The organism is Mesorhizobium sp. M1295 (assembly GCF_040318135.1).
Lineage (GTDB): Bacteria > Pseudomonadota > Alphaproteobacteria > Rhizobiales > Rhizobiaceae > Mesorhizobium.
The window spans coordinates 54,643-76,599 of record NZ_JAMYLU010000011.1 but is presented as its reverse complement, the minus strand read 5'-3'; the positions used below and the strand labels follow the sequence as shown (position 1 = coordinate 76,599).

Below are 21,957 nucleotides of genomic sequence, written 5' to 3'. Positions count from 1 at the left end.
GTTGCAGCCGGGGTTGAACGAGCGCCTCAACTCGGCGAGGTGTCACCCAGCGACGCCACGGTTTTCAGCGCGCCGTCAAGCATGTCGCCCTTCTCGTCCTTCAGCGCGGCTTCGCGCAGGCGTCTGATCCAGTCGGCGGCGTCCGGGCGGCCCTTGACCACGTCGAGCGCCGACAGCACGCGGTCGAACTTCGACTGCGCGCGGGCATGGGTATCGCTGTAGCCTTTGATCAGCCGGCGGCAGTTGAGGATCTCCGTGCCAAGCGCGTAGTCCTGGCCGACTTGGCCGAGCGCCAGCGCATACCAGCGCTCGAGATGGGCGGTCTCGACCTTGTGGCGCAGCAGGCGGCGGCGCCAGCGGCGCAGGCCGCCGATGAACCACAATGCGGCAAAGCCGGCAAAACTGTCGGTGCGGACGTGGCGGCCGCGATTGATGCGGCGGTCGAGAAAGGCGGCGAGCCTCGGCCGGCTTTCGATATAGCTGCCGAGCCCGGCCGGCAGCGTGCCGCAGAATTCCTCGATGCGCGGATGGAAGTATTCGGTCACCTGCAGGACCGAGCCGTCCTTGACGCCGACCTCGCGGCGTACGCGTCGGTCGCGGCTCGAGCGCGTCTTCAGGTCGGCGACGCGGATCATGTCGTCGTAGCACATCGCATTGGCCAGATGCTTGGCGGCGGCGATCGACAGCGCGTAGTCATGTTCGGCATTGTCCAGGACGACGGCCCGGTCTAGCCGGTCGAGATACTCGCCGCCATAGTCGATGTCCTGATAGTCGACAACCTTTTTCAGACCGCGCATCGCCATGTCGCGGACAGGAGCCGGCAAAGCATCGACCCGGGCGGCCAGGTGCTGCCAGCCTCCCAAGAGACTTTGCGGGCCGCTGACTTTTGTCGCCGCGCCCGAGCCAGTTTCAGCGGCTGCCGGCTGTGCCGTCTTATCGCCCGAAGGCGCACTCGCGATGCCGCGCGCCCGATCGTAGGAGGCACCGAAGGCGGCGAGGCTGGCCTTCACACCGCGGCCGCCGGCACTGACCGCCTGCTCGTAGCTCTCGCGTGTGAACGGCAAGGCATCGGAGCCGGCCAGCGCGCCGAGCAGGCTCGCCGAGATCACCGAGCCGTTGTCGGCGGCGATCTTCTCCATGTCGAAGGCGATGAAGCGCTTGGCCGCGGCTTCCGCCGTGGCATGCACCTTGGCGGACGAGGCGCGGCCGTCGCCAGGCTCGATCTTTTCCGAGACAGCTGCGATGCGGTGCGACGAGGCGATCAGTGTCGTGCGCTCCGGCGTGACGAAGCCGCGGATGATGGCGCGGCCGGCCTCCATCAGTTCGGCGGCGATCAATATATCGACGTCGCCCTGCGACGGCGACAGCGCGAAGACCGGCAGCCGGCCGCTGTCGCGGCACATCTCGACGTAATAGATGGTGGCGCCGGTGCGCTGGGCGACGCCGGCGACCGAGGTCGATTGCGCGACATAGCCGTTGCGCTCGGCGACGTCGGTGATCCAGTCGGCCAGCACGCCGCCGCCCTGGCCGCCGACCGCCAGCACGGCAAGCTTGATGACGCGCTCGTCGTCCGGCGCGCCGGCCTTGGAACGGGCTGATGGGACAGCGTCAAGCATCGGCGAATGTCAGGCGCCGGCTTTCACGGCGCCGCTGCAAGAGGCTGATCATGGCGCGGCGCGCCGCTTCCAGGAAACGGTCCCGGCGGCTCGGATTGTGCACCACGTCGGCGCGGTAAAAGGACGGGCAGAGCACCGCCGCGTCGGCAACCTCGCCGCAATTGCCACAGCCGACGCAGCTCTCGTCGATATGCGCCACCGGATCGTCGCGCAGCGGGTCGTCCAGCGACTTCACCGATAGCGACGGGCAGCCGGAAAGCCGCATGCAGGCATGGTCGCCAGTGCAGATATCCTCGTCGACGCCGAATTTCGGCTTGACCATCCGCTTACCGCCCTTGATCGCCTTGTCGACCAAAGGCTTTTCGCGGCGCTGCCGGTTGAGCATGCATTCGGACGAGGCGACGATGACTTTTGGGCCCTTCTCGTCCGTCGTCAGCGCTTCGCGCAGCGCGTCTTGCATCTTGGTTACGTCGTAGGTGCGGTCGATGTGGCGCAGCCATTTGACGCCCATCCCCTTCACCGCCTCGGTGATCGGATGCTTGGTCGACTTCGTCTTGTTGCCGGCGCGGGACGACAGGATGTCCTGCCCTCCGGTCGCGGCCGAATAGAAATTGTCGACGATGACGATGACGCCGTCGTTCTTGTTGAACACCGCATTGCCGATCGATGAGGTCAGGCCGTTGTGCCAGAAGCCGCCATCGCCGACGAAGGAGATCGAGCGGCGCCTGGCATCGGGCGAATTGAACGCCGAGGCCGAGGCCGGCCCCAATCCGTAGCCCATGGTGGTGGCGCCGAGCTCGAAGGGCGGCATGATCGAAAACAGATGACAGCCAATGTCGGAGGCGATGTGGTGCTTGCCCAACTCCTGTTCGACCAGCTTGGTCGCTGCGAAGATCGGCCGCTCCGGGCAGCCGACGCAGAAGCCGGGCGGGCGGCCCGGGACGACGTTGATCAGGTCGGCGGTGTCGAGCCCGTCGCCGATCTTGTTCGGCGCGCGGACCTCGCTTGGCAGCAGATGCGGGATGGTGGCGCGCAGGAATGATCCGATGCCGTCGAGCATCACCTGGCCGGTGTATTCGCCGGCCATCGGCAGATGTTCCTTGCCGACGAGCTTGGTGCCGCGCCCGGCCTTGTGCAGCATCGCGGCAAAGGCCTGTTCGATGTAGTTGGGCTGGCCTTCCTCGACGACGAGGACGGCGTCCTTGCCTTCGCAGAAGGACAGGAACTCGTCATCGACCAGCGGGTAGACGGCGTTCAGCACATAGAGCGGCACGTCGGTGTCGCCATAGGTGTCGGCGAGGCCGAGCCGCTGCAGCGCCCGGATGACGGAATTGTACATGCCGCCCTGCATGACGATGCCGACCGCGCCGTGCTCCGGGCCGAAGAACTCGTTGATCTTGTTGTCGCGGATGAAATCCACCGCCGCCGGCCAGCGTTTCTGCACCTTTTCCTTCTCGTGCAGGAAGGACGCGGGCGGCAGCACGATGCGGCCGGTGTCGCGGCGCGGCGCCTCGAGCGCATCGGCGACCGTCATCGCCGGGCGCTTGTTATCCTTGGCGATGAAATGGCCGTGCACATGGCAGCAGCGGATGCGCACCTGCAGCATGACCGGCGTGTTGGAAACCTCGGACAGCTCGAAGCCGTCCTCTACCGCCTTGACGATCGACGGCAGGTTCGGTCGCGGGTCGAGCAGCCAGACCTGGCTTTTCATGGCGAAGGCGTGGCTGCGCTCCTGCATGATCGACGATCCTTCGCCGTAATCCTCGCCGACGATGATCAGCGCACCGCCGGTGACGCCGCCGGACGCCAGGTTGGCCAGCGCGTCGGAGGCGACATTGGTGCCGACCGTCGACTTGAAGGTCGCCGCACCGCGGATCGGATAGTGCACCGATGCCGCCAGCATGGCGGTAGCGGTGGCTTCGGAGGCGCTTGCCTCGAAATGCACGCCAAGCTCGCCGAGGATATCCTGCGCATCGGCCAGCACGTCCATCAAATGGCTGATCGGCGCGCCCTGATAGCCGCCGACATAACCGACGCCGCATTGCAGCAGCGCCTTGGTGATGGCCAGAATGCCCTCGCCGGAAAACTCCTCGCCGGCGCCGAGTCTGAGCTTTTCGACTTCCTTGGCAAAAGACCGTTCGGCCATTTTGGGCTCCTTCCGTTGCCGCCAGGAATCTGGCGGCGCGTAAGATCAGATGTCGTGCTTGCGAATGTTCTTCAGCATCTTTTGCAGCGTCGCGATCAGCGCCGCGTATTCGGCATCGTCGATGTCGTCGAACATCGTCTCGAAAGCGTCGTGCATGGCCGGCCAGGCGCGCGCGAATTCGGCGCGGCCATCGTCGGTCAGGAACACATGGCGGATACGGCTGTCGGTAACCCCCTGCTCGCGCCGCACAAACCCTTGTCCCTCCAGCGTGTCGAGCGTGCGGCTCAAGGTCGACTGCTCGATGACGGTATAGACCGACAGATCGTTGACGGTGACGCCATCGGTGACCGACAGGACGGCCAGCGTCCTCACCTGCGGAATGGTCAGGCCCTGCTTGCGGAAATTGTCGCGCAAGGTGGCATTGTAGCGGCCCATGATGCGGTTCATCAGATAGGGCGCGAATTGCTGCAGGCCGATCTGGCCCAAAGTCGAGATGCGCTGGCGCTTTTCAACTTTCTGTTCCATCACAGCCTCCCCGCCAGGAGAAAGCCGGAGCCGCCGCCCAGCCCGGCGCCGGGATGGGTCGAGGCGCCGATGTGGTAGAGTCCCTTGACTCCGGTGGCGTGATTGCGGCTCGTCTTGAACGGCCGCCACAGGAACGACTGGTCAATAGTCGAGGAGCCGCCATAGGGATCGCCGCCGACCAGATTGATGTTCATCGCTTCCAGGTCGGCCGGCGAATAGGCGCGACGTGCGATGACGCTGTCCTTGAATCCTTCGATATGGCTGGCGAGGATCGCTTCGGCACGGTCGGCATAGGCTTCGCGCAGCGCCTCGGTCCAGCGGCCATCCGCAGGCGTCTCGAGCTTGCCGGCCGCATCACCCTTGATATTGCGAGGCGCCTCGGGAAGTTGAAGCCACAGGATCGCCTTGCCGTCTGGACAGCGCGACGGGTCGAGCGCGTGCGGCTGGCCGACGCAAATGGTCGGCACCTCCGGCAGCATGCCGCGCACGGCCTCGTTGCAGGCCTTCGAGACGCCGTCGAGCCCCGGCGTCAGATGCAGCAGCGCGACCTTGTCCAGGCCCTCGCCGCGCCATGCCGGCGGCTTGTCCAAGGCATAGTGGATCTGGAAATTGCCCTTGCCGTAGCGGTATTTTTGCGCCGCCTCGACGTCGGCTTTCGGGGCCGCGTCACCGAGCAGCCGCTCGTAGAGCTGGGTCGGCGTGACCGAGCAGATAACGCTCTTCTTCGCCGTGACCGTCTCGCCCGAAGCCAGCCGCACACCGGTGGCGCGGCCTCCGCTCTGGACGATGGAGGCAACGTCGGCGCCGGTGCGGATTTCGCCGCCACGTTCCCTGATCAGGGCTTCGAAGGCGGACAGCAGGTTCCTGGCACCGCCCTTGACGATCGGCGCGCCGGCCGCCTCAAGCGCGAAGGCGATGACCTTGGCGATCTGTCCCGAAAACGCATCTTCGGGCCCGAGGCCGGCATGCAGCACCCAGGGCGCCCACAGCGCGCGCATGGTTTCCGACTGGTAGGTGCTTTCCAGCCAGCCGCGCGCCGGCACCAGCGCGTCGCCGACAAAGGCGGCAAGGCCACGCGGGCCGCGCCGCCATGCCTCGCCCGCCAGCAGCTTTGCCGTCGGGTAAGACCACAGGCTGCCGCCGAGCAGCCCGAACAGGAGGCCGGCATTGCGCTCGATCTCGCCGACATCGCTGCCGTGCCGGTCGCCGTCGCCCGCGGCAAGCGCATTGGCCGCCGCGACATTGGCGGCGCGATCGGAGCGCAGGATGGCATGGCTGCCATCCGGACGCAGCACGCCGGTCGGCGTGGAGGTGTTGCAGAACTCCAGCCCGTGCCGCGCCAGATCCTTGCCCAGCGCCGCATAGGCCGGCGAGGTGATGAACAGAACGAAGGTCGTCGCCATCACGTCGTGGATGAAGCCGGGCGCGGTGATTTCTTCTGTGCGCATGCAGCCGCCGATGCGGTCGTTGCGCTCGAGCACCAGCACCTTCGCCCCCTTGCCGCCAAGCATCGCGGCGCAGACCAGCGCGTTGATGCCGCTGCCGACGATGATGTGATCAGGAGCGCTCATCGATGCGTGCTCCCGGTGAGCGGAAGGTGGAATTCATTTGCGCGGGTTGGCGTTCCTTCGCGCCCCCCTCTGTCCTGCCGGACATCTCCCCCACTTGGGGGAGATCGGCTGTCACCGCGGCCTTCGCCACTCTCCAACGTCGCAGGAATGAGCGGGGCGCCGAAACTGCCAATCTCCCCCCAAGTGGGGGAGATGTCCGGCAGGACAGAGGGGGGCGCCGTAGAGCCCCAGCTTTGCAAGGCTGCCGCTCCCAATTCGTCACTACAACGCTGCCTGCGCACATGATCTTCTCCCGAAGACCGCAGCTACCCTATTGCCTTGGCACCAACGCCAACGCGCGGATCGGGCTGCCGGTGCCGTGCTCGATTTTGAGTGGTGCGGCGATCAGGATCGCGCCTTTCGGCGGCAGCCGGTCGAGGTTGCACAGGCTGGCGAGGCCGTAGCGATTGGCCTTGTGCATCAGGCTGTGCGCCGGGAATGGCGGCTCCATGCCGCCGGCCTTGCCGGCATCGGTGCCGATCGTCTCGCTGCCCCAGCCCTTGATGTCCTTGCCGATCAGATACTGGATGGCTTCCGCGGTCGGGCCGGGCGTGTGAGGACCGGTCTCATTGGCGTTGAGGAACTCGGCTTCCGAGCCGTTGCGCTTATACCAGTCGGTGCGCATCACCACCCACTCGCCCGCGTTGATAACGCCATGTTCGGCTTCCCATGCCTTGATGTGATCGACGGCGAGCAGGAAATCGTGATCGGCGGCCGCTTCCTTCGAACAGTCGATGACATTGACGGGTCCGACAAAATTCTGCGCCGGAATGGTGTCGGTGGCGCCGTCCGGATAATCCTTACCGGTGATCCAGTGATTGGGCGCATCAAAATGCGTGCCTGAATGCTCGCCGAGTTTGAGCCAGTTCCACGCCCACCAAGGTCCGTTCCTGTCATAGGCGGAGATGGCGTGGATCTCGATCTTCGGCGTGTCTACCGCCAGTTCCGGCGGCAGCTTGATCAGCGGTGTGTCCGGCCCGAGCGGCGCCGTCAGGTCGACCACCTGGATGGCGCCTGAAAGAAGCTGGCCGGCGACTTCGCCGAGGAGTTGTTGCGTATCCATGGTCTGTGTTCCCTCTTCTTGGATGGCTCTGAAGGCTCGTTGCGGCCCTTAATATCCTACTAGACGAAAACATATGCATCTGCAATTATCTTTAAGCATAAAGGAAATGGGTTGGGTGGGATGTGAGCGAGTTCGACGCCATATTTGTCGGGGCAGGCCACAACAGTCTGGCATGCGCCGCGCATCTGGCGCTCAAAGGCTGGAAAACTGCCGTTTTCGAGCGCGATGCAACGATTGGCGGCGCCGTCCAGACGCGTGAATTCACGCTGCCGGGTTTCCGGCACGATTTCGGCGCGATGAATCTGAGCCTTTTTGCCGGCTCGGCCTTTCACAAGAAATATGCAAATGAATTGAAAACCCACGGGCTGGAATTCGTGCCGGTGGCCGACTGTTTTGCCAGTGCGTTCCCCGACGGCCGCTGGTTCGGTGTCAGCAGCGATCTGGAAACGACCGCTGCACGAATGGCCGCCTTCTCCGCAATCGACGTCGCCACATGGCGCCGCTTGGTTGCGGCATTCCCGGCCGAGGCCGAGCATCTGTTCCGGCTGCTGGGCTCGCCGATGAGCGGTCGAGCGCTCGCCGGCACTGCCTGGAACCTGTGGCGCAAGAAGGGTTTTGCCGGCGCGCTCGATACCGGGCGGCTGCTGCTTTCCTCACCCCGCGCGTGGCTCGAGGAGACTTTCCAGTCGCCGCATGTCAGGGCGACGCTCGCCACCTGGGGCATGCATCTCGACTTCGCCCCCGACATCGCCGGCGGCGCGGTGTTTCCTTACCTCGAATCCATGGCCAACCAGTGCTTCGGCATGGTGCTCGGCAAGCGCGGCGCCGACACCATCATCCGCGCTTTGTCGGGCATGCTCACGGCGGCCGGCGGCAAGATCGTCACTGGGGCTGACGTCGCCGAAATCACGGTGTCCGCCGGCAAGGCGACCGGCGTGCGGCTCGCTTCCGGCGAGATCCACACCGCCACCAGGGCCGTCATCGCCAGTGTCGCGCCCAAGGCGCTGACTGGGAAGCTGTTGCCTGACGGTTCGGGCGACGCCGTTTTCGACACGGCCATGAAAAACTTTCGCCATGCGCCGGGGACGATGATGATCCATCTGGCGCTCGACGATCTGCCGGACTGGCGCGCCGGCGCCGAGCTTCGGCAGTTCGCCTATGTGCATCTGTCGCCGTCGCTTGATGCCATGTCGCAAACCTATCAGCAGGCGATGTCCGGCATGCTGCCGGATGAACCGGTGCTGGTCGTCGGTCAGCCGACCGCGGTCGATCCCTCGCGTGCGCCGGACGGCAAGCATGTGCTGTGGGTGCAGGTGCGCATGCTGCCGGCCGAGATTGTGAGCGATGCGGCGGGCACGATCGCGGCGGCTCACTGGGACGAGGCTAGGGAGCACTACGCCGAGCGCGTCCTCGACATTATCGAGCGCTATGCGCCCGGCCTTCGCCGGAAGATCCTCGGCCGCGCCGTGTTCTCGCCCATCGACCTCGAACGCGAGAACCCCAACCTTGTCGGCGGCGACCAGATCTGCGGCAGCCATCATCTGGCGCAGAATTTCCTGTTCCGGCCGGCGCGCGGCTACGCCGGCTGGAACACGCCGGTCGGCAATCTGCATCTGACCGGGGCGGCAACATGGCCGGGCGCCGGCACTGGTGCGGGCTCGGGCTTCATGCTCGCACAACAACTTGGCGGGAGGTAAAGCCGTAATTTTCAACTCGGGTGAAGGAGGACAAGGCGCGGTTGCCCAAGGAGCCTGAACCCACCGATTGACAACGACACCGCGCATAAAAGCAACAGGGGAACGACCATGACAATCAACAGACGAGAATTGCTCGGATATGGCGCGGCCGCGCTTGGCGCTACGGCGCTCGGCCTGCCGCAAATCGCCAAGGCTGCCGGCGAACTGACCATCGCCTACAATGTCAACCTGCCGTCCTGGGACCCGACCACCGGACCTTCGGCAGTCAACCCGACCATCCAGGGCCTTTACCAATCGGTGTTCGACCAGTTCATCCCGCAGAAGCCGGACCTTTCCTTCGCGCCCGGCCTGCTCACCGAATGGGGCTGGAACGAAGATCGCAGCAAGATCACGATGACGGTGCGCGAGGGCGTCACCTGGCATGACGGCTCGCCATTTACGGCCGAAGACGTGGTCTGGTCGCTGCAGCGGGCGGGCGATGAAAAGACCGGCAACCCGATCCAGTTCGTCTGGAAGAACGTCAACAATTTCAAGATCGACGGCAACAAGATCACCGGCGATGTCGTGCAATTCGACCCAGTGTATTTCAAATGGATGTCGTTCCTGACCGGCTACATCATGCCGAAGGCCTATTACGAAAAGGTCGGCGCCGAAGGCTTCGAGAAAGCTCCGATCGGCACCGGGCCCTATATGGTCGACAAATTCGAGCGCAACGCCTTCCTGCGTCTCAAGGCCAACCCGAACTACTGGGGCAGCAAGCCGGCCTTCGAAACCGTGACCATCAAGTTCGTCACCGATGCGGCGAGCCGCGTCGCCGAGATCGAGTCCGGTTCCTCGCAGGTTACGCTCGAAATCCCCTATGAGGAATATGACCGCCTGATCGCCAAGGACGGGCTTGCCGGCTCGTGCAAGAACGTTTCCGACATCGGCATGATCTTTTTCAACGACATCGACGTGATGCTGGACAAGAATATCCGCCAGGCGGCGGTGATGGCGGTCGACAAGAAGCTGCTGGTCGACCGGCTGCTGCGCGGCTACGGACAGCCCATCGATACGCTGGAGACGCCGGAATACGCCGCCTACGATCCGTCGATCAAGGTCGAGCACAATCCGGAAAAGGCCAAGGAATTGCTGGCCGCATCCGGCTATTCGCCGGAAAAGCCGGTCAAGTTCACGATCCAGACGACCAAGGGCTTCAAGCCCAAGGATTACGAGATGATCCAGGCGATCGTCGGCATGTGGCGCAAGGTCGGCATCGAGGCGACGATCGAGGTCTACGAAATCGCCAAGCACTACGAGCTGCGCGCCGCCGACAAGCTGGCGCCGGCAGCCTTCTACAATTGGGGCAACGCCATCGGCGACCCCACCACTTCGACCGGCTTTGCCATGTATGGCCCGAGCCCGCATTCGGTGTGGGACAGCCAGGACTTGATCGACATGATCAACCCGCTATGGGGCGAGAAGGACGAGGCCAAGCGCATCGCCGGCTGGAAGGCCGTCGACAAATACATCGCCGAGCAGGCCTATGTGCTGCCGCTGATCCAGTATGCGCAGCCGATCGTGCATGCCAAGGGCGTCAATGTCGTGCAGCATGTGTCGGGCGCGCTGTTGCCGGCGCTGATGAGCCCGGCCTGAGATCGGCCCGGGACTAACGCGCGCCGTCTGCAACGACGGCGCGCCTTTTCCGCCAGGCATACAGGCGACCATGCTGCTGCAAAGATTCCTGATCCGTCTTCTGACGATGGCGATCACGCTGTTCGGCGTGGCCGTCGTCGTCTTTATCGTCATCCGCGTCGCCCCCGGCGATCCGATCGCGATGATGCTGCCGCCCGGCGCCACCGATGCCGACATCGCGCGGCTGCGCGCGCTGTACGGGCTGGACAAGACGATCGTCCAGCAATTCTTCATCTGGCTGTCCGGCGTAGTCAGAGGCGATTTCGGCACGTCGATCTCACTGCGGCAGGATGTGCTGGGGCTGGTCTTCAATCGCCTCCCGGCGACGCTGGAGCTCGCCTCCGTCGCGCTTGTGATGGCGGTGGCGATCGGCGGCACGATGGCGATCCTCGGCGCGCGCGAGCGCGGCACCGCGGTCGAGGCCGGCATCGACATTGCCAGTGGTGCGGCGCTCTCAATTCCCGATTTCCTGTGGGGTCTGGTGCTGATCTTGTTGTTCGGCGTGCTGGTGCCGGTGTTCGACATTTCCGGCCGAGTGTCGCCGCAACTCGACCTGCCCTTCGCCACGCAATTCTATCTGTTCGAAAGCATCGTGCGACTGCGCTTCGACCTGACCAGGGACCTGCTGGCACACATGCTGATGCCGGCGATCGCGCTGGCGCTGCCGCTGGCCGCGATCATCTCGCAGCTGCTGAAACAGTCGCTGAAGGAAGTGCTCGACCTCGACTATGTCGTGCTGGCGCGGGTAAAGGGCTTTTCGGAAACGCAGGTCATCCTGCGCGAGGCGTTGAAGAACGCGGCGCTGCCGACGCTCACTCTGGTCGGCGTGCAGTTTACCTTCCTGATCGGCGGCACGGTCATCGTCGAACGGCTGTTTTCCTATGAAGGTCTCGGCAATATGGCGATCGATGCCGTCATCAATCGCGACCTGCCGCTGATCCAGGGCATCGTGCTGGTCTTCGCGCTGTTGTTCGTGCTGATCAACCTTGCCGTCGACATGATGTACGCGTTGCTCAATCCGAGGCTGCGCCATGGATGAGGCCCGCATTTCAAGACATGGCTCGCGCGCCCGCCTGTGGCTGGCCGGCGGCTGGCTGCTGATTGCGCTGTTGGCCGCAATTTTTGCGCCGCTGGTCGCACCGCAGGACCCACTGGCGCAGGATTTGATGCTGGAGCGCCTGCCGCCGTTCTGGCTGGGCGGTGCCGAGCCCGGCTACTGGCTCGGCACCGACAGCCTCGGTCGCGATCTGTTGTCACGGCTGATCTTCGGTGCGCGCATCGCCTTCATCGTCGCCTTCGCGGCGGCCTTTGCCGCCTGCCTGGTCGGCTCGACGCTCGGCCTGATCGCCGGCTATTTCGGCGGCTGGGCCGACCGCATCATCTCGCGTATCGTCGATGTCTGGATGGCGTTTCCGCCGGTGCTGTTTGCCATCCTTCTGGTCGCCGTGCTCGGCACCGGCTTGAGCTCGGTCATCATCGCCATCGCCGTCATCGACTGGACGCGCTTCTGCCGGGTGATCCGCGCCGAGACCATGGGTCAGTCGCGCATGGACTATGTCGAGAACGCCCGCATCGCCGGCTATGGCCGCATCGGCATCATGCTGCGCGAGGTGCTGCCCAATGTGGTGCCGTCGATCGTGGCGCTGCTGTCGCTGGAGATGGGCATTGCCGTCATCGTCGAGGCGATCCTGTCCTTCGTCAATCTGTCGATCTCGACAGACGACCCGACCTGGGGCGGCATCATCGCCGAGGGCCGCCTGTCGATCCATCAGGCCTGGTGGGTGCTGGTGTTCCCGCTGGTCACGCTGATCCTGACGGTGCTGTCGTTCAGCCAGTTCGGCGAGGGCCTCAGGGCGCGTTTCGATCCGGTGCTGCGATGAACGCGCCTGCGAAACCCTGCCTGGACATACGCAACCTTAGCGCGGTGCTGCCTAATGGCTTGCGCGTGCTGCGCTCGGTGTCGCTCGCCGTCGAGCCCGGAGAAGTCCGCGCGCTGGTCGGCGAGAGCGGCGCCGGCAAGACAATGATCGGCAAGGCCGTGCTCGGCGTGCTGCCACCGAGCGTGCGCATCGTCGAAGGCAATATGCTGCTCGAAGGCGAGGATCTGGGCCGGCTGGCACCCAAGGCAAGGCGCACCCTGATCGGCGCGCGCACGGCGCTGATCCCGCAAGACCCGCTGACGGCGCTCAATCCGTCACGGCGCATCGGCCCGCAAATGACCGACCGGCTGGTGCGCATCCTCGGCTGGAGCGGTGAGAAGGCCGATGCACGCATCCGCCAATTGCTGGACGAGGTGCAGATCCGCGACCCCGAGCGCGTGCTCAAATGCTATCCGCACGAGCTGTCCGGCGGCATGCGGCAGCGCGTGCTAATCGCCGCGGCGTTTGCAGCCGAACCAAGGCTGATCGTCGCCGACGAGCCGACGACCGCGCTCGACGTGACCGTGCAGAAACAGATCTTGCGGCTGATCGCGCAATTACAGCGCGAGCACGGCACGGCGATCCTGTTTGTTACTCACGATCTCGGTGTGGTTGCCAAGATCAGCCAGAAAGTTTCGGTGCTCTATGCTGGCAAGGTGGTGGAAGAGGCCGATACCGCAGCGCTGTTCGCCGCACCCCAGCACCCTTATACGCTGGCGCTGATGGCGGCGACGCCGCGCTACACCGATCCGTTCGCCTCGCTGAAGCCGGTCGACGACAAGGTGCTGGCCGGGCTGGCCGCGGAGATCGCCGCCGCCGACCAGGCATGGAGGCGACCGCATGGTTGAGCCGCTGTTTTCCGTGCGCGGGTTGAAGGTTGCGTTGCCCGACATGACGCGCAAACCGCTGATCGGCCGGGCGCCGCTGGCCGAGATCCTGAAAGGCCTGGATTTCGACCTGCCAAGGGGATCGGTGACCGGCATCGTCGGCGAATCCGGCTCCGGCAAATCGACGCTCGGCCGTGCCTTGGTGCGCCTGCTGGAGCCCAGTGCCGGCAACGTCATGTTCGACGGCCGCGACATCACACATCTGCCTGAGGCCGAGCTCCGGCCGCTGCGCCGCAATCTGCAGATGATCTTCCAGGATCCGATGTCGTCGCTCAACCCGCGCCGCACCATCTTCAGCATCATTGCAGCACCCCTCAAGCAGAACGGGCTTGGCGACAATCTCAAGGCACGCGTCGCGGAGGCGCTGCAGCGCGTCGGCCTGCCGCAGAGCTTTGCCGGCCGCTACCGTCACGAAGTGTCGGGCGGCCAGCGCCAGCGCGTCGGCATTGCCCGCGCACTGGCGCTGTCGCCGAAATTCGTGCTGGCCGACGAAATCGTCTCCGGCCTCGACGTGTCGACCCAGGCGCAGATCCTGACGTTGCTGGAAAAACTCGCCGCCGAAATGGGCCTGACCGTTGCCTTTATCAGCCACGATCTGTCGGTGATCCGGAGGCTCTGCCGACAAGTGATCGTCATGCGCGAAGGCGCGATCGTCGAAGCCAGCGCGACGGATACTTTGTTCGAGCACCCGCGGCAGGCCTACACGCGCGACCTCCTCGCCGCCATTCCCCTGCCCGAGATCGATGACGCCTGGCTGCTTCCCGCCCCAAAGGCGCCGGCATGAAGCACAATCCTATTCGCACGCCGAAGAGCGGGCCTCGGGCGTGCGCCCGGCAAAATGTCCCGCTATGGAGGATGACTGATATGAAGAATGCGATCCGATATGCGACGCTTGCAGCCACCGTGCTGGGAAGCATCGGCACCGCTTGCGCCAGTTCCATACCCGGCATGCGTGGCCACGACCACACCGGCGTCACCGTCCCCGACATGCAGCAGGCGGTCGATTTCTTCACCGAAGTGGTTGGCTGCAAGAAGGCGATGTCGTTCGGCCCGTTCGCCGACGACAAGGGCACATTCATGCAGGATCTGCTGGGCGTCGATCCCAAGGCGGTGATCGAGGAGATCACCCTAGTCCGCTGCGGACACGGGTCGAACATCGAGCTGTTCAAATACACCGCGCCGGACCAGAAGGACCTGACGCCTCGCAACAGCGACATAGGCGGCTTCCATATCGCCTTCTATGTCGACGACATCGCCGCCGCAAAAGCCTATCTTGACGGCAAGGGCGTCAAGACGCGAATGGGACCGCTGCCGGTTACCGAAGGCCCCGCCGCCGGCCAGGCCATCCTTTACTTCCAGGCCCCTTGGGGCTTGCAGTTGGAAGCGATCAGCTATCCCAATGGCATGGCCTATGAAAAGGATGCAGAAACGGTGCTGTGGAGTCCGAAGAACCCGGAAAAATAGCCCGGGAGTCCCTGGCCTGCGGAGCCGACTGCCGGCAAGGCGAGTTATCCGGGCGGATTGTTTCAATCTTGAAACTTCAAGCTTGAATTAATTTTCCTCAGGCGTAAACTCGACAAACAGAAGCGAAGAGGAGATCGCACGATGAAAGTTGCGGTTCTCGGCGGCGGACCAGCCGGCCTCTACTTTGCCATCTCGATGAAGCTCCGGGATGCGGCGCATGAGGTGACGGTGTTCGAGCGCAACCGTGCCGACGATACGTTCGGCTGGGGCGTCGTGCTGTCGGCCGAAACGCTGGAGAACCTGACCAGGAACGACCCGGTCAGCGCCGTCTGGATCCGCAAGCATTTTGCCTATTGGGACGATATCGCCGTTATCCATGACGGCGTGCGCACGGTCTCGACCGGTCACGGCTTTTGCGGCATCGGCCGCAAGCGGCTGCTCACGCTGCTGCAGCGGCGGGCGCGCGAACTCGGCGTCAAGCTGGTCTTCGAGACCGACATCGCCGATCCCAAGCCATATATGGAGACGCACGATCTGGTCGTCGCCGCCGATGGGCTGAACTCGAAAGCGCGGGGCGCCTTCGTCGACGTGTTCAAGCCTGATATCGATGTCCGCAAATGCAAGTTCGTCTGGCTCGGCACCCGTCAGAAATTCGACGACGCCTTCACCTTCATCTTCGAGAAAACCGAACATGGCTGGGTCTGGGCGCATGGCTACCAGTTCGACAGCGATACCGCGACCTTCATCGTCGAATGCAGCGAGCAGACCTGGCAACGCTTCGGCTTCGGCGCGATGTCTCAGCAGGAATCGATTGCCGTCTGCGAGCGCATCTTTGCCCGCCATCTCGGCGGCCACGCGCTGATGACCAACGCCAATCATATCCGCGGCTCGGCCTGGATCAATTTCCCGCGCGTCTTGTGCGAACGCTGGTCCTACAAAAACCTGGCGCTGATGGGCGACGCGGCGGCGAGCGCGCATTTCTCGATCGGTTCCGGCACCAAGCTGGCGCTGGAAAGCGCGGTGGCGCTGGCCGACTATGTCGAGTCCGAGCCGGACCTCGAGGCCGCCTTTAGCAAATATGAGGACGCCCGCCGCACCGAAGTGCTGAAGCTGCAGTCGGCGGCACGCAATTCGCTCGAATGGTTCGAGGAGGTCGAGCGCTATCTCGGCCTCGATCCGGTGCAGTTCAATTATTCGCTGCTGACGCGTTCGCAGCGCATCAGTCACGAGAATTTGCGGCTGCGCGATGCCGAATGGCTGGCCGGCGCCGAGGAATGGTTCCAACGTCAGGCCGGTGCTGGCGGCAACAGTCTGCGTCGCGCGCCGATGTTTGCGCCGTTCCGGCTGCGCGACATGGCGCTGCAGAACCGTATCGTCGTCTCGCCGATGGCGCAGTACAAGGCGGTCGACGGCTGTCCGACCGACTGGCATTTCGCCCACTATGCCGAACGGGCCAAGGGCGGCGCCGCTCTCCTCTACATCGAGATGACCTGTGTCAGCCCGGAAGGCCGCATCACGCCAGGCTGCCCCGGTTTCTATGCGCCCGAGCATGAGGTCGCCTGGAAGCGGCTGGTCGAGTTCGTTCATGCCGAAACCGAAGCCAAAATCTGTGCGCAGATCGGCCATTCCGGCGCCAAGGGATCGACCCGGCTCGGCTGGCAGGGAACCGACGTGCCGCTGACCTCGGGCAATTGGCCCGTCATGGCGGCATCTTCCGTGCCGTGGTCGCCGCAGAACCAGGTGCCGAAGGCGATGAACCGCGCCGACATGGATACGGTGCGCGAGCAGTTCGTCGCTTCGGCCGAGATGGCGGCGCGCTGCGGCTTCGACATGCTCGAAATCCACGCCGCGCACGGTTATCTCCTGTCCTCCTTCATCACACCCTTGACCAACCGGCGCACCGACTCCTATGGCGGCTCGTTGGAAAACCGCATGCGCTATCCCTTGGAAATCTTTCATGCGGTGCGCGCCGTATGGCCGGCTGAAAAGCCGATCTCGATGCGCATCTCCGCCAATGACTGGCTCGGCATCGAGGGCGTGACGCCGGCCGATGCGGTCGAGATCGCGCGGCAGCTGCATGAAGCCGGAGTCGACATCTGCGACGTGTCGGCCGGCCAGACTTCGGCCGTGGCAAGACCGGTCTATGGCCGCATGTTCCAGACGCCATTTTCCGACCGCATCCGCAACGAAGTCGGCATGGCGACCATGGCGGTCGGCAATATCTACGAGCCGGACCATGTCAACTCGATCCTGATGGCCGGCCGCGCCGACCTCGTCGCACTGGCAAGGCCGCATCTTGCCGATCCCTATTGGACGCTGCATGCGGCGGTCACGCTTGGCGATCGCGGCGTCAAATGGCCGGATCCCTATCTGCCCGGCCGCGACCAACTCTACCGGCTGGCCGAGCGCGAAGCGGCGGCGGGGTTGAAAGTATGAGTTCCGCCGCAGCGATTTCAGGGCGACATGCGCTGGTCACCGGCGGCGGCTCCGGCGTCGGCCGGGCGATCGCGCTGGCGCTGGCCGGCGCAGGCATCGATGTGACCATCTGTGGCCGGCGCGTGGAGCCGCTTGCCGAGGTCGCCGCTCAGAACAAGCGCATCTTCGCCATTGCCGCCGACGTCACCGACGAGGCATCGATGGCGTCGCTCTACGAGGACGCGGAAGCGGCACGCGGACCGTTAGACGTCGTCGTTGCCAATGCCGGCATGTCCGGCAGCGCCTCGGCGCAGCGGACCTCGCTGGCAGACTGGCAGCGCACGCTCGACGTCAACTTGACCGGTGTGTTCCTGACGGTGAAGCCGGCGCTGGCCGGCATGGCCGCGCGCAAGACGGGCCGTATCATCTTCATCGCTTCCACCGCCGGACTGAAAGGCTATCCCTATGTTGCAGCTTATGTCGCAGCCAAGCATGGCGTCGTCGGTCTGATGCGGGCACTCGCCGTCGAGACCGCGAAGTCCGGCGTGACCGTAAATGCGGTGTGCCCGGGTTTCGTCGAAACCGAAATGCTGGAAGGCGCCGTTCGGCGCATCGTCGAAACGACCGGCCGCTCGGCCGAGCAGGCGCGGACAAGCCTTGCCGAGACCAACCCGCAAGGCCGCTTCATCCAGCCAGAGGAAATTGCAGCCGCCGTGCTCTATCTGTGTAGCGACGCCGCCGGGTCGATCACCGGACAAACGATTTCGATCTCCGGAGGTGAGACATGGTAGCCGGTCCCCTGCCCGCCCCGTCCGGACCCGGCAAGGACCGCCTGCGGCTGTGGATACGCTTGCTGCGCGCCTCGCGCACCATCGAGGCCGAGCTGCGCGAACGCTTGCGGCAAGAATTCAACACAACGCTGCCACGCTTCGACGTGATGGCCGCGCTCTACAGGGCGCCCGAGGGCATGCTGATGAGCGACCTGTCGCGCTTCCTGCTAGTGTCCAACGGCAATGTCACGGGCATCATCGACCGGCTGGTCTCGGAAGGGCTGGTGATGCGAGCCCGACGCAATGGCGACCGCCGCACCTCGATGGTACGGCTGACGGAAGAGGGATCGAAGACTTTCGGCGTGATCGCCGCCGCGCATGAAAAATGGGTCGGCGAATTGCTGGGCAATGTGAGCGAGGACGAGGCGCGCCGGCTGACCGGCATGCTGACCTCCTTCCGCAGCAATTGGGAGGGACGGGAATGGCAAAGATAGCCGGCCGCAAGCCGAAGCATTTCCTCTGGCAGGTCGAAGGCAAAATCGCAAAGATCCGGCTTGACCGGCCGGAGCGAAAGAACCCGCTGACCTTCGACAGCTATGCCGAATTGCGCGACACTTTTCGCGACCTTGTCTACGCCGACGACGTCGATGCGGTGGTGTTCCTTCCCAATGGCGGCAATTTCTGCTCGGGCGGCGATGTCCACGAAATCATCGGCCCACTGGTCAAGTTGGACATGAAGGCGCTGCTCGCCTTCACTCGCATGACCGGCGATTTCGTCAAGGCGATGCTGAATTGCGGCAAGCCGATTATTGCGGCGGTCGACGGCGTGGCGGTCGGCGCCGGCGCGATTATCGCCATGGCCTCCGACATCCGCATCGCCACGCCACAGGCAAAAACGGCTTTCCTGTTCAGCCGCGTCGGCCTTGCCGGCTGCGACATGGGCGCCTGCGCGATCCTGCCGCGCATCATTGGCCAGGGTCGCGCCGCCGAACTGCTCTATACCGGCCGCACGATGAGCGCCGAGGAAGGCGAGCGCTGGGGCTTCTACAATCGGCTGGTCGATGCCGCAACGCTCGAGGCCGACGCGCTCGACATGGCCGCGCGCATCGTTTCCGGCCCAACCTTCGCCCATGGCATGACCAAGACGCAGCTGAACCAGGAGTGGTCGATGGGCCTCGACCAGGCTATCGAAGCGGAAGCGCAGGCGCAGGCGATCTGCATGCAGACCCGCGATTTCGAACGGGCCTACAAGGCTTTCGTCGCCAAGGAGAAGCCGGTGTTCGAGGGGGATTGAGGATGATCGCTTCCATGGGCACGCTGGCAAGACAGCACCCCCCTCTGGCCTGCCGGCCATCTCCCCCTCAAGGGGGGAGATTGGATGTCAGGCCCGCTTTCGCCAATCTCCAACATCGCCGGGAGAGCAGTGGCAGCGAAGCCGCCAATCTCCCCCCTAGAGGGGGCGATGTCCGGCAGGACAGAGGGGGGCGCCGTGGAGCGCCAGGGCCGGAGAACTGTGGAGGCAGAAATGCCTGACCGTTCCTTCCTCACCTGGCCGTTTTTCGAGGACCATCACCGCGAGTTGGCAGAGCGGCTGGAGGCATGGTGCGCCAAGAACCTGCCGGTCGCGCATGACGATGTCGACGCAGCCTGCCGCGAGCTGGTGGCCAAGCTCGGCCGGGATGGCTGGCTGAAACCGACAGCGCTCGACACCGAAAACCCTGCAGCACTCGACGTGCGCACATTGTGCCTCACGCGCGAAACGCTGGCCCGGCATGACGGGCTGGCCGATTTCGCCTTCGCCATGCAAGGGCTCGGCACCGGCGCGCTCAGCCTGTTCGGCACGCCAGACCAGCAGCACTGGCTGGGGAAGACACGGGCCGGCAAGGCGATTTCGGCTTTCGCACTGTCGGAGGCGCGTTCGGGCTCGGACGTTGCCAATATGGAAATGACGGCCACGCGTGACGGCGATAGCTATATCCTATCCGGCGAAAAAACCTGGATCTCCAACGGCGGTATCGCTGACTTTTATGTTGTCTTTGTCCGTACTGGCGAAGCGCCCGGTGCCAAGGGGCTTTCGGCGTTCATCGTGCCGGCCGAGACAAAGGGCCTGACCATCGCCGAGCGGCTGGAGGTGATCGCGCCGCACCCGCTCGCCCGGCTGTCTTTCGACAATGCCCGCGTTCCAGCCTCGGCGCTGATCGGCAAACCCGGTGATGGTTTTCGCATCGCCATGTCGGTGCTCGACGTGTTCCGTTCGACGGTCGGGGCAGCTGCGCTCGGCTTTGCCCGGCGCGCGCTGGACGAAAGCATCAAAAGAGTGGCCGAGCGCAGGCTGTTCGGTGCAGCGATGGCCGAGCTGCAGATGGTGCAGGGCCACATCGCCGAGATGGCGCTGGATGTCGATGCCGCCGCCTTGTTGGTCTACCGCGCCGCCTGGACCAGGGACATGGGGACCGCCCGTGTCACCCGCGAAGCGGCGATGGCCAAGCTGTTCGCCACCGACAAGGCGCAGGAGGTGATCGACAGGGCTGTGCAGCTGCATGGCGGCGACGGCGTCCGCAGGGGCCATATCGTCGAAAGACTGTATCGCGAGATCCGGGCACTGCGCATCTACGAGGGAGCGTCGGACGTGCAGAAGGTGGTGATTGCACGGCAAGTGATGGGAGCGGCCTGAGACCGGAGTTTGTGTGGAAGAATTGATTGTCTTTGAGTTTTGAGCGACCGGATTTGAGCATTGGGAGGCTTTGATATGCACACCATCCTGCAGCCGGAAGGCTGGGCGAAACCCGTCGGCTACGCCAATGGCGTCGCCGCGCGTGGGCAGCTTGTCTTCGTCGGCGGGCAGGTCGGCTGGAACGGGCAGGGCCGCTTCGAGACCGACGATCTTGTCGGCCAGGTGAAGCAGACGCTGGCCAATATTGTCGCCGTGCTCGCCGAGGCCGGCGCCAAGCCGCAGCATATCACCTCGATGACCTGGTACTTTACCGACAAGGCGGAATATTTGGCCAATCTCAAGGGGATCGGCGAGGTCTATCGCGAGGTGATCGGCCGGCATTTTCCGGCGATGGCCGCCATGCAGGTGATGGCGTTGGTCGAGGATCGCGCCAAGGTTGAGATCCAGGCCACGGCGGTTATTCCGGACTGATGGCAACACGCGGCAATTTTTTAAGCTTAAAACTTTCGCCTTGAAAAGCGCGGTACTTTGGATAGCATCCGATGTCTTACGACTGCCGTGCCGGGAGGGCTTTCCGGCAGTCCGGTTACTTGGCGTATCAAAACCGTGCGGGGCCAACCCGTCCGATCACAACCAGAGGGAACGAAAATGAACTTCACCCGTCGCAACCTGCTTCTTGTTGCTGCCGCCATCGGCATCGCCGGCGGCCCGGCCTATGCCGAAGGCACGCTGAATGTCGGCGCCTATCCGACCAATCCGCCTTTTGAATACAAGAACGAGAGCGGTACATTCGAGGGTTTCGAAGTCGACATCATCAACGAAGCGGCAAAGCGTATCGGCATGACCACTGACATCGCCGACCTCGGTTTCCAGGCGCTGTTCGCCGCCACCACCTCTAAGCGCATCGACGTCGCCATTTCGTCGATCACCATCACGCCGGAGCGGCTGAAGTCGCAGTCGTTCACGCAACCCTACTATGATTCCGACATGGGCATCGCCGCGAAGGCCGACAGCCCAATCAAGGCCGAGGCCGACCTCAAGGGCAAGATCGTCGGCGTGCTGTCCGGCTCGACCGGCGAAACCTGGGTCAAGGCGCACCAGGAAGCGGACGGGTTCAGTGACGTCAAGGGCTACGACACGCAGCAGAATTTGCTGCTCGATCTCAGCTCCGGCCGCGTCGATGCGGCGGTCAGCGATATTCCGGGCCTGGAATATTCTTTCACCAGGATGAAGGATCTCGCCGTAAAAGAGCGCATCAAGACCGGCGAGCAGTACGGCCTGATGATGACCAAGGACCACCCGTTGCTCGGCAAGCTGAACGACGCGCTGACCGCGATGAAGACGGATGGCACGCTGGCCGCGATCCACAAGAAGTGGTTCGGCAGCGACGCACCGGCCGATTCCTCGACCGTCAAGGAAATGCCTATGCCGAAGGCCTGAGCGGCAGTTCGCGCTTAAATGTCGTGCCGGCTCGATGCCGGCACGATTTCGGATTTC

The 21,957-nt window shown here is 64.3% G+C and carries 19 protein-coding genes; 14 read left to right on the top strand and 5 right to left on the bottom strand.

The genetic code is table 11. The features are described from left to right. Positions 1 to 26: 26 nt before the first annotated feature. From NKH29_RS17010 to NKH29_RS16990, 5 genes are all read right to left on the bottom strand, one after another. Positions 27 to 1,616, bottom strand: coding sequence for an indolepyruvate oxidoreductase subunit beta family protein (locus NKH29_RS17010; RefSeq protein ID WP_352483274.1), 1,590 nt, complete (start codon positions 1,614 to 1,616; stop codon positions 27 to 29). Next, positions 1,609 to 3,762, bottom strand: coding sequence for a thiamine pyrophosphate-dependent enzyme (locus tag NKH29_RS17005; RefSeq protein WP_353000167.1), 2,154 nt, complete (start codon positions 3,760 to 3,762; stop codon positions 1,609 to 1,611). Before NKH29_RS17005 ends, NKH29_RS17010 begins: the two co-directional genes overlap by 8 nt. A 45-nt stretch (positions 3,763 to 3,807) precedes the next feature. Continuing rightward, entirely contained in the window at positions 3,808 to 4,287 is a 480-nt protein-coding gene (locus tag NKH29_RS17000; RefSeq protein ID WP_352493744.1) for a MarR family winged helix-turn-helix transcriptional regulator, read from the bottom strand. Next, complete coding sequence (locus NKH29_RS16995; protein WP_352493743.1) at positions 4,287 to 5,858, bottom strand: phytoene desaturase family protein; 1,572 nt, start codon at positions 5,856 to 5,858, stop codon at positions 4,287 to 4,289. Before NKH29_RS16995 ends, NKH29_RS17000 begins: the two co-directional genes overlap by 1 nt. Positions 5,859 to 6,168: 310 nt before the next feature. Beyond that, positions 6,169 to 6,960: a cyclase family protein gene (locus tag NKH29_RS16990; RefSeq protein ID WP_352483278.1), complete on the bottom strand. Its 792-nt coding sequence runs from the start codon at positions 6,958 to 6,960 to the stop codon at positions 6,169 to 6,171. Between the two features lie 122 nt (positions 6,961 to 7,082). Here NKH29_RS16990 and NKH29_RS16985 point away from each other — a divergent pair, with 122 nt between their 5' ends. From NKH29_RS16985 to NKH29_RS16920, 14 genes are all read left to right on the top strand, one after another. Next, a complete protein-coding gene (locus NKH29_RS16985; RefSeq protein WP_352483279.1) occupies positions 7,083 to 8,657 on the top strand; it encodes a phytoene desaturase family protein in 1,575 nt (524 codons plus the stop codon). A 108-nt stretch (positions 8,658 to 8,765) separates the two neighbouring features. After that, positions 8,766 to 10,292, top strand: coding sequence for an ABC transporter substrate-binding protein (locus NKH29_RS16980; RefSeq protein ID WP_353000165.1), 1,527 nt, complete (start codon positions 8,766 to 8,768; stop codon positions 10,290 to 10,292). Positions 10,293 to 10,362: 70 nt separating this feature from the next. After that, positions 10,363 to 11,370, top strand: coding sequence for an ABC transporter permease (locus NKH29_RS16975; RefSeq protein WP_023717865.1), 1,008 nt, complete (start codon positions 10,363 to 10,365; stop codon positions 11,368 to 11,370). Further along, entirely contained in the window at positions 11,363 to 12,211 is an 849-nt protein-coding gene (locus NKH29_RS16970; protein WP_023717866.1) for an ABC transporter permease, read from the top strand. Before NKH29_RS16975 ends, NKH29_RS16970 begins: the two co-directional genes overlap by 8 nt. Next, a complete protein-coding gene (locus tag NKH29_RS16965; protein ID WP_031193635.1) occupies positions 12,208 to 13,098 on the top strand; it encodes an ABC transporter ATP-binding protein in 891 nt (296 codons plus the stop codon). The genes NKH29_RS16970 and NKH29_RS16965 overlap by 4 nt, the downstream gene beginning before the upstream one ends. Next, entirely contained in the window at positions 13,091 to 13,921 is an 831-nt protein-coding gene (locus NKH29_RS16960) for an ATP-binding cassette domain-containing protein (RefSeq protein WP_023717868.1), read from the top strand. Before NKH29_RS16965 ends, NKH29_RS16960 begins: the two co-directional genes overlap by 8 nt. 80 nt (positions 13,922 to 14,001) lie before the next feature. Continuing rightward, positions 14,002 to 14,601, top strand: coding sequence for a VOC family protein (locus tag NKH29_RS16955; protein ID WP_352483281.1), 600 nt, complete (start codon positions 14,002 to 14,004; stop codon positions 14,599 to 14,601). A 141-nt stretch (positions 14,602 to 14,742) separates the two neighbouring features. After that, positions 14,743 to 17,037: a bifunctional salicylyl-CoA 5-hydroxylase/oxidoreductase gene (locus NKH29_RS16950; protein WP_352483282.1), complete on the top strand. Its 2,295-nt coding sequence runs from the start codon at positions 14,743 to 14,745 to the stop codon at positions 17,035 to 17,037. Next, complete coding sequence (locus NKH29_RS16945; protein ID WP_023717869.1) at positions 17,034 to 17,807, top strand: SDR family NAD(P)-dependent oxidoreductase; 774 nt, start codon at positions 17,034 to 17,036, stop codon at positions 17,805 to 17,807. The genes NKH29_RS16950 and NKH29_RS16945 overlap by 4 nt, the downstream gene beginning before the upstream one ends. Continuing rightward, positions 17,801 to 18,280: a MarR family winged helix-turn-helix transcriptional regulator gene (locus NKH29_RS16940; RefSeq protein WP_023717870.1), complete on the top strand. Its 480-nt coding sequence runs from the start codon at positions 17,801 to 17,803 to the stop codon at positions 18,278 to 18,280. Before NKH29_RS16945 ends, NKH29_RS16940 begins: the two co-directional genes overlap by 7 nt. Continuing rightward, positions 18,268 to 19,080 (top strand): enoyl-CoA hydratase family protein, encoded by an 813-nt coding sequence (locus NKH29_RS16935; RefSeq protein ID WP_352483284.1) that lies wholly within the window; start codon positions 18,268 to 18,270, stop codon positions 19,078 to 19,080. The genes NKH29_RS16940 and NKH29_RS16935 overlap by 13 nt, the downstream gene beginning before the upstream one ends. Positions 19,081 to 19,311: 231 nt before the next feature. Next, positions 19,312 to 20,460: an acyl-CoA dehydrogenase family protein gene (locus tag NKH29_RS16930; RefSeq protein WP_353000163.1), complete on the top strand. Its 1,149-nt coding sequence runs from the start codon at positions 19,312 to 19,314 to the stop codon at positions 20,458 to 20,460. 75 nt (positions 20,461 to 20,535) lie between these two features. Beyond that, positions 20,536 to 20,931: a RidA family protein gene (locus NKH29_RS16925; RefSeq protein ID WP_352483286.1), complete on the top strand. Its 396-nt coding sequence runs from the start codon at positions 20,536 to 20,538 to the stop codon at positions 20,929 to 20,931. A gap of 177 nt (positions 20,932 to 21,108) precedes the next feature. After that, the gene (locus NKH29_RS16920; RefSeq protein WP_023717874.1) at positions 21,109 to 21,900 is read left to right on the top strand and encodes an ABC transporter substrate-binding protein; all 792 of its coding nucleotides are present in this window, start codon (positions 21,109 to 21,111) and stop codon (positions 21,898 to 21,900) included. The last annotated feature ends 57 nt before the right edge of the window (positions 21,901 to 21,957 follow it).